Origin of the sequence: Novosphingobium anseongense, assembly GCF_037482895.1 — a bacterium.
Taxonomy (GTDB): Bacteria; Pseudomonadota; Alphaproteobacteria; order Sphingomonadales; family Sphingomonadaceae; genus Novosphingobium; species Novosphingobium anseongense.
Genome location: NZ_JBBHJZ010000002.1, coordinates 1,023,666 through 1,036,615, shown reverse-complemented (window position 1 = coordinate 1,036,615; position 12,950 = coordinate 1,023,666). Strand labels below are relative to the sequence as shown.

The 12,950-nt window shown below is 67.2% G+C and carries 14 protein-coding genes; 9 read left to right on the top strand and 5 right to left on the bottom strand.

Translation table 11 applies throughout. The features are described from left to right. Positions 1-4: 4 nt before the first annotated feature. Positions 5-523, bottom strand: coding sequence for a DUF1993 domain-containing protein (locus WG901_RS13750; RefSeq protein WP_339587639.1), 519 nt, complete (start codon positions 521-523; stop codon positions 5-7). Between the two features lie 160 nt (positions 524-683). On the opposite strand from WG901_RS13750, the gene WG901_RS13745 reads away from it, so the two are divergent. Then, on the top strand, positions 684-1,472 hold the full coding sequence (locus tag WG901_RS13745; RefSeq protein WP_339587638.1) for an SDR family NAD(P)-dependent oxidoreductase: 789 nt from the start codon (positions 684-686) through the stop codon (positions 1,470-1,472). A gap of 6 nt (positions 1,473-1,478) precedes the next feature. On the opposite strand, the gene WG901_RS13740 is transcribed toward WG901_RS13745, so the two are convergent. After that, the gene (locus tag WG901_RS13740; protein ID WP_339587637.1) at positions 1,479-2,669 is read right to left on the bottom strand and encodes a cytochrome P450; all 1,191 of its coding nucleotides are present in this window, start codon (positions 2,667-2,669) and stop codon (positions 1,479-1,481) included. Positions 2,670-2,841: 172 nt separating this feature from the next. Here WG901_RS13740 and WG901_RS13735 point away from each other — a divergent pair, with 172 nt between their 5' ends. The 5 genes from WG901_RS13735 (at position 2,842) to WG901_RS13715 (ending at position 7,366) form a co-directional block, all read left to right on the top strand. Then, the gene (locus WG901_RS13735; RefSeq protein WP_339587636.1) at positions 2,842-3,729 is read left to right on the top strand and encodes a phytanoyl-CoA dioxygenase family protein; all 888 of its coding nucleotides are present in this window, start codon (positions 2,842-2,844) and stop codon (positions 3,727-3,729) included. Next, the gene (locus WG901_RS13730; RefSeq protein ID WP_339587635.1) at positions 3,726-5,735 is read left to right on the top strand and encodes a TonB-dependent receptor; all 2,010 of its coding nucleotides are present in this window, start codon (positions 3,726-3,728) and stop codon (positions 5,733-5,735) included. Before WG901_RS13735 ends, WG901_RS13730 begins: the two co-directional genes overlap by 4 nt. Before the next feature lie 5 nt (positions 5,736-5,740). Next, a complete protein-coding gene (locus WG901_RS13725) occupies positions 5,741-6,292 on the top strand; it encodes a (2Fe-2S)-binding protein (RefSeq protein WP_339587634.1) in 552 nt (183 codons plus the stop codon). Next, positions 6,289-6,633: an arsenate reductase (glutaredoxin) gene (arsC, locus tag WG901_RS13720; protein ID WP_339587633.1), complete on the top strand. Its 345-nt coding sequence runs from the start codon at positions 6,289-6,291 to the stop codon at positions 6,631-6,633. The genes WG901_RS13725 and arsC overlap by 4 nt, the downstream gene beginning before the upstream one ends. 91 nt (positions 6,634-6,724) lie before the next feature. After that, entirely contained in the window at positions 6,725-7,366 is a 642-nt protein-coding gene (locus WG901_RS13715; protein ID WP_339587632.1) for a class I SAM-dependent methyltransferase, read from the top strand. Between the two features lies 1 nt (position 7,367). Here WG901_RS13715 and WG901_RS13710 read toward each other — a convergent pair whose 3' ends face one another. Then, positions 7,368-8,189, bottom strand: a complete 822-nt coding sequence (locus WG901_RS13710) for a DUF7847 domain-containing protein (protein WP_339587631.1) — start codon at positions 8,187-8,189, stop codon at positions 7,368-7,370. A 41-nt stretch (positions 8,190-8,230) separates the two neighbouring features. On the opposite strand from WG901_RS13710, the gene lipB reads away from it, so the two are divergent. Next, on the top strand, positions 8,231-8,929 hold the full coding sequence (gene lipB, locus WG901_RS13705) for a lipoyl(octanoyl) transferase LipB (protein WP_339587630.1): 699 nt from the start codon (positions 8,231-8,233) through the stop codon (positions 8,927-8,929). Beyond that, positions 8,926-9,243: a hypothetical protein gene (locus WG901_RS13700; RefSeq protein ID WP_339587629.1), complete on the top strand. Its 318-nt coding sequence runs from the start codon at positions 8,926-8,928 to the stop codon at positions 9,241-9,243. The genes lipB and WG901_RS13700 overlap by 4 nt, the downstream gene beginning before the upstream one ends. A gap of 109 nt (positions 9,244-9,352) precedes the next feature. Here WG901_RS13700 and WG901_RS13695 read toward each other — a convergent pair whose 3' ends face one another. Next, entirely contained in the window at positions 9,353-10,510 is a 1,158-nt protein-coding gene (locus tag WG901_RS13695) for an N-acetyltransferase (RefSeq protein WP_339587628.1), read from the bottom strand. Positions 10,511-10,706: 196 nt separating this feature from the next. Here WG901_RS13695 and WG901_RS13690 point away from each other — a divergent pair, with 196 nt between their 5' ends. Then, entirely contained in the window at positions 10,707-11,786 is a 1,080-nt protein-coding gene (locus tag WG901_RS13690) for a fatty acid desaturase family protein (protein ID WP_339587627.1), read from the top strand. Positions 11,787-11,845: 59 nt separating this feature from the next. On the opposite strand, the gene lptG is transcribed toward WG901_RS13690, so the two are convergent. Further along, positions 11,846-12,943 carry an LPS export ABC transporter permease LptG gene (gene lptG / locus WG901_RS13685; RefSeq protein WP_339587626.1) on the bottom strand — a complete coding sequence of 366 codons (1,098 nt, stop codon included), beginning with the start codon at positions 12,941-12,943 and terminating at the stop codon, positions 11,846-11,848. Between the last annotated feature and the right edge of the window lie 7 nt (positions 12,944-12,950).

Here is a 12,950-nt window from a genome sequence, read left to right as displayed (position 1 = left end):
GACCTCAGCCCGCGGTGATGTTCGGCGGGCCGAGGTGCTGGAGGAAGTCGGGCTTGCCGATCGTCACGGCCTGCGCGCGCAGGATCGCGTAGGCGGTGGTGACGTGGAAGAAGAAGTTGGGCAGCGCGAAGCCCGTCAGATAGGCGCGGCCGGTGAAGGCGTAACCCATGCCGTTGGGGATCTTCAGCGTCACCTCGCGCTCCTCCCCGGCGTTGACCGCGGCGACGTCGACACTCTCGATAAAGGCGATCGTACGCGCGCAGCGATCGCGCAGTTCGGCAAAGCTCGCCTCGGTGTCGGGCATCGACGGCGCCTCGATCCCGGCGAGCCGCGCCATGGCATTCTTGGCGCTGTCCGAGGCCATCTGGAACTGCGCGGACAGTGGGCGCATGTCGGGCGCGAGCCGCGCGTCGATCAGCAGGCGTTCGTCCTTCTCGGCCGCGGCCTTGTCGAGCCAGGCGCTCATGTTGCGCAGCGATGCGACGAAGATCGGCGCCGAAGCGTCGTGGAGATGGAAGCTCATGAATCACCCTCCGCAGGTTGGCCCGCGCGATATGGTTTCGCCGCTGCGGTTCGACAACGGCCGCACGCACCGATTGCCGTAAATATGGAAGTGCCGTCGCCTCTTTGCCCGGCGGCGTCCCCTGGGCCCATAAGCGCTGGCAAGAACTTGGGAGAAGAAGATGGCACTGATGGACAGCTTCAGCCTTGAAGGCCGCGTGGCGGTGGTGACCGGCGCGGCGGCGGGGATCGGCCGGCAGGCGGCGCAGACGTTCGCCGAGGCCGGCGCCAAGGTCGTGATAGGCGACGTCGATGAGGCCGGCCTCGCCGAGACCGCGGCCCTGATCGGATCCGCTGCCACAGTCCTGCGCACCGACGTCAGCCGCAAGGCGGACATCGATGCGCTGGCGGCGAAAGCGCTGGAGCTGCACGGCCGGATCGACGTCTGGGCCAATGTCGCCGGTACCGCGGGGCCCTGCCCCCTCCTCGACGTGACCGAGGACCTGCTCGAGCGGGTCATCGCGATCAATCTCAAGGGCGTGTTCTGGGGCAGCCAGGCCGCGGCGCGCGCGATGAAGGAGACCGGCGGCGGCTCGATCATCAACATCTCCTCGACCGGCGCGATCTCAGCGCCGCCGGGGATGAGCGTCTATGCCATGACCAAGTCGGGTGTCAGCGCGATCACGCGCAACGTCGCCAAGGAGATGGGCGCTTTCGGCATTCGCGCCAACACGGTCTCACCCGGCTTCGTCGAGACCACGCTCGCGACCTGGTCCTACCGCAACGCCGACGGCTCACTCGACGAAGCCAAACGCGAGGAAGCTCTGCGCCTGCGCCGCAGCGCTGCGCCGCTCGGCATCATCGGCGAGCCGACCGACATCGCCCATGCCATGCTCTACCTGGCCTCCCAGGCCAGCCGCTTCGTCAGCGGCCAGAACCTCTACGTCAACGGCGGCGTGACGATGGGGTGAGCGCGCTCATGCGCGATCGCACTCGACGATCGCACCGTGGAGTTCGTAGCCGTTGATCTCCTCGATCCAGCCCATCGTCGGCTTGCGCGCGAGGCGGATGCCCGGCACGCGCAGCAGGGCGTCGATGAACACGCGCGTCTCGTGCATCGCGACCTGCGCGCCTGGGCAGCGGTGCGGGCCGTCGCCGAAGCTCAGCCAGTTCGAGGGCATGCGCTCGCGCTTCGAACGCTCGGCATCGATCGCAAAAGGACAGGCGCCCGTCGCCGCCTCGTCCAGATTGATGTTGCGGATGTCGACGAGGAACTGCTCGCCCGCCTTCACCTGCCGCCCGTCCGAGGTGACCAAGTCTTCCTCGGCCTTGCGATAGACATAGGCGGCGACGGGATCGATGCGGAGGATCTCGTCGAGAATGGCGAACTGGACCTCCTCGGAGCCGTCGAGGAACTGCCGCCGCAGGTCCTCGTTCTCGAGCAGGTGCCAGGCGACCATGACGATGAATTCGCGCGTCGTGATCATGCCTGCGGTCGCATAGGTCATGCATTCGACCAGAATCTCCTGGTCCGAGAAGCCTTCGCGCACGAGGAACGAGATTACGTCGTCGCAGTCGTGCGTCTGGCGATGGCGGATCGCCGGGACGACATCGCGCTTGAAGAACCACAGGGTGCGCAGGGTGTCCTCGATCGCACCGAGCCGGCCCATCAGACCCGGCCGCTTACGCTTGCCGCTGGCGGTGAACTTCTTGCGCAACCGGTTCGACATGGCATCGGGATCGGTGTTGGTCAGCCCGACGATCTCGGCAGCCACGTCGCAGGCGAGGCGCAGGCTCATCACGTCGAGCTGGCCGCGGCTATTGCGGCGCAGATCGCCCATCACCTCGGCCGTCGTCCGATCCATCACCTGGCGGTGCCGGCCGGCGATCGCCTTGGGCGTGAAATAGCGCGCGAGCTGGGCGCGGCGCTTCTTGTGGATCTCGCCGTCGAGGAAGATCACGGGAACCTTGCTCGGCTCCTTGTCCTTGAAATAGTCGACCTCCATGCCCTGCTTCACCGCCGCGCTGCGCATGATGTCGCGCGCGAAGCCGAACTGGTGGATCGGCGCGAAGCCCACTTCGGGCCGCGCTTCGGCATCGGCGAGCGCAGCCGACTTGCGGTCGTCACGGTTTTGCCGGGCGGGACAAGCGGCTGCACCTTCGGTCATCTCATGTGCCATCCCATTGTGATATATAGTGTATCATAGATATGAACCGCCATCGTGTCAAACCTGCGGCGGAGGCTAGCCGATCGAGACTTGCCTTTGACGCGCGATACGTGGAAATCGGGCGCGAAATACTCGCCGGCAGATCGGCCGCGGCGATCGGACAAGGTGAAGAATGGCTACCACGGCAGGTGTCTCGAGAAGCGACGAGTGGTCGACCCCCACGTTCTGGCGTGAACTCGCGCCAGCGCTGCGGATCGAGGACATCGACTTCCTGTCTTCGCTGCAACTGTTCTCTGTAGACGATCCTACCAGGGAGAGGCTGCAGGGGCTCATGCGCAAGGAAGGCTATTTCCAGCTGCCGCCGGTCGGCTGGAACCTGCCGCTCGAGGAGATGGTCGCGCTTGTCGCGAAGCTCGACGCGCAGGGCATCCCCGTGCCCTTCGCCTTTCTCTACGACGAGTTCTGGGCGCTGTTCATCAAGCTGCATCAGGTGATCGAGCCGATCCTCGGCCCCGGCTACATGCGCATGCCCGATTTCTGGGTCTGGTTCGTCGATCCGCGCCGCGACGACAGTGGCTGGAAGCCGCATCGCGACAAGACCCAGCCGACGTTGCGCGCCGACGGTTCACCGACCTCGCTGACGGTCTGGCTGCCGCTGTCCGACGCGACGACGCTCAACGGCTGCATGTATATGGTCCCCGCCGATCGCGACCCGACCTACAACACGCCCGAGAACGGCCAGTGGCAGTTTGCCCATCAGGACATCCGCGCTCTGCCGGCCGAGGCGGGCTCGATCCTCATGTGGAACCAGGCCGTGCTGCACTGGGGCTCGCACGGCAGCCCGCGCGAGACGCGGCCGCGCGTCTCCGCCGCGTTCGAATTCCAGTCGGCCGACGTGCCCCCGTACAACTCGCCGCTGATGGCGCCCAACACCGTACCAGGCTTCGCCGGGCGCCTGGCGCTGGTCGGCAAGCAGATCCTCCAGTACCAGCACATGTATCCGCTGGCGCCCGAGATGCGCGAGATCGCCACGCGTCTCAAGGATTCCGCCACGCTATGATCTGCCCCCGTTACTGGATCGCACCGGCGCTCGCCGGATGCCTGCTCGCGCCTTCGGTGGCCCAGGCTGAGGACGAGCCGATCGTCGTCACCGGCCGCGGGCTCGAGCAGACACCGGCGACGCCCGCCTACGACGTCGTGCGCATCGATCGCGAGCGGATCACCGCGACCGCCTCGGGCCGGATCGAGGACCTGCTGTCCTCGGTCGCGGGCTTCCAGCAGTTCCGCCGTTCGGACAGTCGCTCGTCGAACCCTTCGGCGCAGGGCGTGACCCTGCGCGCGCTCGGCGGCAATGCCACCAGCCGCGCGCTCGTGCTGCTCGACGGCGTGCCGATGGCCGATCCGATGTTCGGCTATATCCCGTTTTCGGCGATCGCCCCCGAACGGCTCGGCGCGGTGCGTGTGACGCGCGGCGGTGGCTCGGGCGCCTTCGGTTCGGGCGCGGTGGCCGGCACGATCGAGCTGACCAGCGCCAACGCCCAGGAGCTCGGCCTGTTCTCGGGCGAGGCTCTGGTCGACGATCGCGGCGAGACGACGCTTTCGGGCACGCTAGCGCCCGAACTCGGCCAGGGCTTCGCCGTGGTGTCGGGCCGCTGGGATCGCGGCCAGGGCTTCTGGACGACGCCCAGGAGCCAGCGCGTGCCCGCCAGCGCAAAAGCGAAGTACGATAGCTGGTCCACCTCGGTCCGCGCGGTCGCGCCGCTGACCGACGACATCGAGATCCAGGCGCGCGGCCTGCTGTTCGAGGACAACCGCGTGCTGCGCTTCGCGGGGGCCTTGACCAGCGCGAGCGGCCAGGACGCCTCGATCCGTCTCGTCGGGCGCGGCGACTGGGGATTCGAAGCGCTGGCCTATGTCCAGGCGCGCGATTTCAGCAACACCGTGATCAGCTCGACCAATTTCACCAAGACGCTCGACCAGCGCCGCACGCCTTCGACCGGGCTCGGCGGCAAGCTCGAATTGCGGCCGCCGGTGGGCGAAGCCCACGTGCTGCGGCTGGGTGCGGACCTCCGGATCGGCCAGGCCGAACTGCAGGAGGAAGGCTACAACACGACGGGCGCGGTCACGGTCCGCCGCCGCGCGGGGGGGCGCAACACCGACATCGGGCTGTTCGTCGAAGACGACTGGACGCTCGGCCCCGTGGTCCTGACCGCCGGTGTCCGCGCCGATCGCTGGACGATCCGCGAAGGCTTCCTGCGCGAGACCAATGCCGCGGGCACGACCGTGCAGCTGAACAACGTCTTCGCCGATCGCCAGGGCTGGGACACCTCCTTCCGCGGCGGCGCGGTGTGGAATGCAGGTGGCGGCCTGGCGCTGCGCGCGGCCGGTTACAGCGGCATCCGCATGCCGACGGTCAACGAGCTCTACCGGCCCTTCGTGGTCTTCCCCGTGACCACCCGGGCCAATGCCGCGCTGCGCAACGAGGAGTTGCGCGGGTTCGACCTGGGCATCGATTTCGCGCCATCGCCCGCGGTCACGCTGTCGGTCACGGCCTTCACCAACAAGGTCGAGAACGCGATCGCCAATGTCACTATCGCGGCGAACACGCGCCAGCGGCAGAACGTCGGCGCGGTGCGCGCCAAAGGGCTCGAGTTCGGTGCGGCGCTGCGACTGGGTACGGTGAGCCTCGACGGTTCGCTGGCCCTGACCGATGCCGAGGTCCAGGCGACGAGCACCCAGGCGGCGCTCGACGGCCTGCGCCCGGCGCAGACGCCCAAGATCGCTGCAAGCGCCACCCTGGCCTGGCGGCCGCGGCCGGGCTGGACCCTCTCGACCACCTTGCGCCACGTCGGCGCGCAGTTCGAGGACGATCTCCAGGTGGACAGCCTGCGCGCCGCGACCACGCTCGACGCCTTCGTCGAACTGCCCGTCACCGGCCCGTTCAGCCTGATCCTCCGGGCTGAGAACCTGACCGACACCGAGATCGTCACGCGCAACCAGGCCGGCTCGATCGATCTCGGCATACCGCGTACGCTATGGGCAGGCGTCAAGGTTCGCGTTAAGTAAGGCCGATGCCCGCCCTTACCGTCAATGCGCGTCCGGTCGAGTTCCGCTTGGATCCACAGACGCCACTGCTCTGGGCACTGCGCGACGCAGCTAACCTGACGGGCACCAAATACGGCTGCGGCGTCGGCGATTGCGGCGCCTGCACCGTGCTGGTCGACGGCGAGGCGACGCGATCGTGCCAGATCACGCTGGGCGAGGCCGAGGGCCGCGTCGTCGTGACGATCGAAGGTCTCTCGGAAGACCGATCGCACCCGGCCCAACAGGCGCTCGTCGCCGAGCAGGCGATCCAGTGCGGCTTCTGCACGCCGGGCATCGTCATGGCCGCGGCCGGGCTCCTCTCGCGCAATGCCGATCCGAGCGAGGCCGACATCAAGGCGGCGATCACGAATCTTTGCCGCTGCGGCGTCTATCCGCGGCTGGTCCGCGCAATCCAGCGCGCCGGCCGCGCCGCGCGCGGGCTCGAGGCGCTCAGCGCCGCCCCCGCACCGAACATCCGCCCGGCCGCCGCACGACGCGCGGTGCCAGCGCTGACCCCGAACAAGGAGACTACCCCATGAACGCGACGATCTGGCACAACCCCGCCTGCGGCACCTCGCGCAAGACCCTGGCGATCCTCGAGGAGACGCCCGGCGTCGCGGTGACCGTGGTCGAATATCTCAAGACGCCGCCCTCGGCCGACAAGCTCGCGCAGCTCTACCGCGACGCGGGCATCACCCCGCAGCAGGGCTTGCGCCTCAGGGGCACCGACGCAGAGGAACGCGGCTTGCCGCAGGCCGACGACGCGACCGTGCTCGCCGCCATGGCCGCCGAGCCCAAGCTGATCGAGCGGCCTTTGGTCGAAACCGAAAAAGGCGCCCGTCTGTGCCGTCCGCAGGACAAGGTTCTGGAAATCCTCTGACCGCCGAACAGCCCCGCTTGCATTGGCCGGGCAAATCGGGATACCCGATTCACGACATCTTACTGCCACATAAGCAAGGCCCGGCTCCCGCATGACGACCAGACAGTATGCCGAAGAGGCGCTGCCGCAGAAGCTCAAGCGCCGGGTGAAGCAATTCTTCGGCCCGTGGGGCGTGTTCTTCGAGGGCTTCGTGCGCAATCCGGTGATGGTCGGCTCGATCATCCCCTCGTCCGATCGCACGATCGCCAAGATGCTCGGCCCGGTGGACTGGGACGAATGCAAGCTGTTCGTCGAATACGGCCCCGGCGTCGGCACTTTCTGCCGCCCGGTGCTCGATCGGCTGCGCCGCGACGGCGCGCTGATCGTGATCGACACCAACCCGCTGTTCATCGACTACCTGCGCAAGACGATCACCGACAGCCGCTTCACCGCGGTGCTCGGCTCGGCCGCCGACGTGGAGGACATCGTGCTTTCGCACGGGCACGAGCATGCCGACTACGTGCTCTCGGGCCTGCCGTTCTCGACGCTGCCCGACGGCGTCGGCCCGGCGATCGCCGCGGGCACCTGGCGCGTGCTGCGCCCGGGCGGCGCCTTCCTGGTCTACCAGTTCACCGCCAAGGCGCGCGCCTTCATGGAGCGCCACTTCCGCCGCATCGACAACGGCATGGAATTCTGGAACGTCCCGCCGGCCTTCCTGTTCTGGGGCTGGAAGGACGAGGACGCGGACGTCTAAATCACTCGAACGGCGCGCTGGCGCGTTCGGCTGAGGGACCCGCGAGCTGGCGGTGCACCGCGGCGAGGATCGCGACGAAATAGAGCGTCATCACCGCACCGACGGCCGATGAGACGACCGCCGCAATCGTCGTCGCGGTCGATCCCGAGGCCACCAGCGCCAGGACGATGCCGATCAGCGTCATCACGACGATGAAGACCAGGCCGAAGGCCGCCAGGAACAGCAGGTAAAACAGCGCCACGCGCACCGAATTCCCGCGCGTTAGCCGCCACGAGCGTCGCAGCGCCGAGACCGGATTGCGCTCGCGTTCGACCGCGACGATCGGCGCGACGAGCGAAGTCTTCACCGCGACATAGAGCACGCCCACGAGCAGTGCGACGATGATCAGGCCGACGAACACCTGCGAGCCGGTCAGTGCCCCCGCCCCCAACAGAATGCTGCCGGCCACGCCGAGACCGAGGCCGAGCAGGAGCTGTGCCGCCAGGTAGCTGAGCAGCCCGCCGAGCCCGAGCTTGATCGCCTGGCCGACGGTGGGCCGGGTGCGATCGGTGAACAAGGTCAGCACGGCGAGTGTGCCGGTCGCCTGGGTCAGCGCGGTTATCAGCATGTAGGGAAAGACCGACAGGTAATAGGCCTGCATCGCCCCCATAAGCTGATCGGGGCTGGCGCCGGGGTTGGGTTCGGGCTGCGGCAGGAACAGCGCGAAGGCCAGGCTGGGCAGCAGGAAGAACACCCCGGCCAGCGCGAGCAGGAGCTCGCGATTGGTGGCGAGAGAAGAGGAGGCCTGCTTCCAGGCGAGGTTGCCGTCGAACTTCATGATCATGGCCCTTGATAACCGCAGCGAATGCCGCCACGCAACGCGCGATGACTGAGAGACTCTCCAGCGAGCTTCCCGGCGACATCGAGCTGCGCATCGATCGAGGGCTCGTGCCCTATCGCGAAGCGCTCGATGCGATGACCGCGCGTAACGCGGATATTGCCGAAGGCAAGGCGCGCGAACTGATCTGGCTGCTCGAACATCCGCCCGTCTACACCGCCGGCACCAGCGCCGCCGCACCCGAACTGCTCGACCCGCGGTTCGAGGTCGTCTCGGCCGGCCGCGGCGGTCGCTATACCTATCACGGCCCGGGCCAGCGCATCGGCTATGTCCTGCTCGACCTCAAGAAGCGCGCGCGCGACGCGCGCGGCTTTGTCCATGCGATGGAAGGCTGGGTGATCGCCGCGCTCGCGCGCTTCGGCGTCGAAGCCTTCCGCAGCGAGGGCCGCATCGGCATCTGGACGCAGGATATCGACGGCCGCGAGGCCAAGATCGGCGCGATCGGCGTGCGCATCCGCAAATGGGTGACGATGCATGGTTTCGCGGTGAACCTCTCGCCCGATCTCTCGCACTTCAACGGCATCGTCCCTTGCGGCATCGCCGAATATGGCGTCACCAGCCTCGAACGGCTAGGCGTCACGGTCGACCAGACGACCTGGGACGAAGCCCTGCTGGCCGAGGCCGCCGGCTTCCTCGCCGCGCTCGACAAGCCCTGCCCTTCCGATTCCTGCGAGGCCGCCGAATGAGACTGCCCCTGCGCGCCGCGGCGCTATGCCTGATCCCGCTCGCGCTCGCCGCCTGCCAGGGCGAGAAGAAGACCCCAGAGGCCGCGACCGCGCAGGGCGAGATCCTGCCCGGCTCGGCCAGCGACGCGATGCTGCCTTACGATACGCTGCAGTCGAAGCCGCCGCTCGCCCCGCCGCCGACCGAAACCGCGGGCAAGCCGGGCAAGGGCTCGGCGAGTGGCGCGGTTGCCGGTGCGGATGAGGCGGAAGCCGGCGCGAGCGAGGCTGCGGCGCCTGCAGCCGCGCCGTCGATTGCTGCGGAACCGGTCGAGTAAGCCCGAAAGCCGTCATCTCCGCAAAAGCGGGGACCCTTGGCAGCTCATACGTTCGTCACCGAGTAGACCGGGAGCGGTCCCCGCTTTCGCGGGGATGACGAAACGCGCGTCAAAGCCCCTTCTGGTAGATCACGTATTCGCGGTTGACCTTACTGTTGATCGCATCGGCGATCGCGATCATCCCCTGGTTGTCGTCGAGGATCCAGCCGATCTCGGCGGTCTTGGCGCCGAGAACGCCGACCGCTTCGCGACGGATGTATTCGATCATCATGAAGGCCAGCTGGCTGGCGAGGCGCGATGACTGCAGCTTCTTGACCACGCCCATCAGCGGCACGCGCATGCGGTCGGCCATCGGCTTCCGCGCCCAGAGCAGCAGCTTGATGAAGTTGAACGGGAACAGCTTGCCGCCGAACGGCTTGATCACGCGGTTCATGTCGGGGAAGGTCAGCATGAAGGCGACGGGCTCGCCGTCGACCTCGGCGATCATCAGCATGTCCTCGCGGATGATCGGCTTCATCTTCTTGGCGACGTAGTCGATCTCGCGCTGGGTGATCGGCACGAAGCCCCAGTTCTGCGACCAGGCATCGTTGAGGATGTGGAAGACGAGCTCCGCCTCCTGCTTGAACCGGCTCTTGTCGGCCCGGCGGATGCGAATGCGCGGGTTCTTCTCGCCGGAGGCGACGATGCGGTTGATCAGCGGCGGAAAACCTTCGGCGATTTCCAGGTCGTAGGTCAGCAGCGTCTTGGCGGGGCCATAGCCGGCGCCCTCGATCCAGGCCTGATAGCGCGGCGAATGGTGTCCCATCATGATCACCGGGTCGTGATCGAAGCCCTTCACCAGCAGGCCCGGCTCATCCCAGATCGACAGGCTGATCGGCGCGAGCACGCGGGTCATGCCCTGCTGGTGCAGCCATTCCTCCGCGGTCTCGATCAAGGCGGCAGCGACCGCTTCGTCCTCGGCCTCGAACAGGCCCCAGTTGCCCGTGCCCGGCCCCATGCCCTGCTCGGGCGGAAGCGTCCAGGCGAGCCGATCGAAATGCGCCGAGATGCGGCCGACCACTTGGCCACCGCGGTACGCGAGGAAAAGCTGCACTTCGGCGTGCTCGAAGAACGGGTTTTTCGCCGGGTTCAGCAGCTCGGCGACGTCTGCCTTGAGCGGCGGCACCCAATGCGGATCGCTGGCGTTGAGCCGATAGGGCAGGTCGATGAACGCCGTGCGATCGGCCTTGGTGGTTACCGGGATGATGGAAATTTCGGCGGAGGCCACTATATCACTTTCTCTGTTGCGATCGAGGCACGCGGAAGCTGGCGTACTGCGCCTCTCCACCCTTGGCCCTTGCATTGGCGCGCTTTGTGGACCATCCCGGCAGCGATTTCCAGCCGGGCCGCACTGTCGGCGCTCGAAAGATCGAGGCTACGTGCTCAATCCCAACAGGCCCGAGGACTTTACCGGAACCGACTGAATGACGGCATACCAAGCGATCGAGACCAGCCCCAAGACCGACGCGACGTCTTCGCGCATTGCCGACGACATGCCGATGCTGCGGGCCGCGGTCGATCTGACCCGCGACATCGCAGAGGCGCGTCCCGCGATCTACTGGTCCGACATGCTGGGCTCGGCCGCGGTCGGCTATGCCGCTCTGGCGGCGGCGATCCTGCTGGACAATCCCTGGGCCGCGACGGCCGCCGGCCTGATCTCGGCGCTGGCGCTGTACCGCGCGCTGCTGTTCATCCACGAGCTGACCCACATCCACAAGGACGCCCTGCCCGGCTTCCGCACGGGCTGGAACCTGCTGGTCGGCATCCCCCTGCTCACCCCCTCGTTCATGTACGAGGGCATCCACACGCTGCACCACGCGCGCACCCGCTACGGCACCGTGGACGATCCCGAATATCTTCCGCTGGGACGGATGAAGCCGGCCTCGCTGCCCACTTTCGCGCTGCTGGCTATGCTGCTGCCGCCCGGCCTGCTGCTGCGATCGGCGCTGCTGGTGCCGCTGGGCGCGCTCGTTCCCGCGCTGCGCAAGCTCGTATGGGAGCGCGCTTCCGCGCTGTCGATCAACCCGGCCTTCCGCCGCCGTCCGCCCGAAGGGGCCTTCGCACGCATGGTCTTCTGGCAGGAACTGGGCGCCAGCGCCTGGGCGATCGCCGTGCTCGCCGCAAGCTGGGCCTGGGGCTGGCGCCCGCTGCTGATCGCGATGGCGGTCATTTCGGTCACCGCCGTACTGAACCAGGTCCGCACGCTCGTCGCGCACCTCTGGGTCAACGAGGGGGAGCCGATGACGGTGACCGCGCAATTCCTCGATTCGGTCGACGTCCCGCCGCCGGGTCCGATCGCAGAGCTATGGGCACCCGTGGGTCTGCGCTATCACGCCACACACCACCTGCTACCGTCGGTGCCCTACCATTCGCTGGCCGAGGCGCACCGCCGGATATCGGCACACTTCGACCGCGATGCGACCTATCACAAAGCCAGCTATGTCGGACTGTGGCCACTGATGGCGCGGCTGGTGCGCAGCACGATGGGACGCGGGCCAACCTGATTTTTGCCATCCGTCTGACTTGAGATCTGCGCGCCGCAGCACGTGGTCTGGCCCTTTGCCTATTCCTCGGTCCGGACCAGCACCGTTTCACCGATGAGGGCGAAGAGCAGGAATGGCGCCCAGGCGGCGACGAGCGGCGGATAGCCACCGAAATTGCCCATGGCGAGCGCCGCGTTGTCGATGACAAAATAGGTGAATCCCAGGGCCATGCCCATGATCGCGCGGATCAGCACCTGCCCCGATCGGGCGAGGCCGAAAGCCGCGAGCGCGCCGAGAAGAGGCATCAGCACCGAGGACAGCGGCCCCGAGATCTTGTGCCACCACTTGCCCTCGAGCTCGCTGGTGCGGCGACCGGCAGCCTTGAGATCGGCGATCGAATCCGACAGCTCGAACAGGCTCTGTGCATCGGGATCGACCGCGCTGATCGCGATCTGGCCGGGTTCGACGCTCTGCGCGATGATCTGCGAGCCGAGCCTCTGCGTCATCGTGGTCTTCACCTCGAAGCGCTCGGGCGTCTCGAGCCGCCAGCCGGGGCCGACAAAGGTCGCGCGCGGCCCGCGCAATTGCTCGACCACCATGCCTTGCGCGTCGCGGCGATACCAGGAGACATTCTGCAGCACCATGGCGCGGCCCTGACCCGTGACCGTTGCGGCCATCAGAATATTGGTGCCGTCGCGCACGTAGACGTTGCTGCGCACACCCGAATCCTTGGGCAGCGGGCCGTAGTTGGCGCTTTGCCAGACCTTCAGCGTCGCATTGGCGCGCGTCACGACGCGCTCGTTGAAGGCGAAGCTCAAGCCGGCGACGACGATCGCGGTGAGAAACAGCGGTGCCAGCACCTGGTGGGCGGAGAGCCCCGCCGCCTTCATCGCGATGACCTCGCTGTTCTGGTTCAAGGTGAACAAGGTGACGATCGTCGCCAGCAGCACGGAATAGGGCAGGAAGCGTGCCATCAGCTGCGGCGCGCGGAGGGTCACGTAGGTCCAGAGCTGGCCTTGGCCGTTGCCCTGATATTCGAGGATCTTTCCGCTCTCGCTGAGCAGGTCGAGCATCTGCAGGACCAGTACGAGCATCAAAAGCACGCCGAGCACGCGCGTGATGAACAGCCGCGCGAGATAGAGCGTCAGGGTCCGCGAAGGGAAGAAATCGAGCTGCATCGTCTTC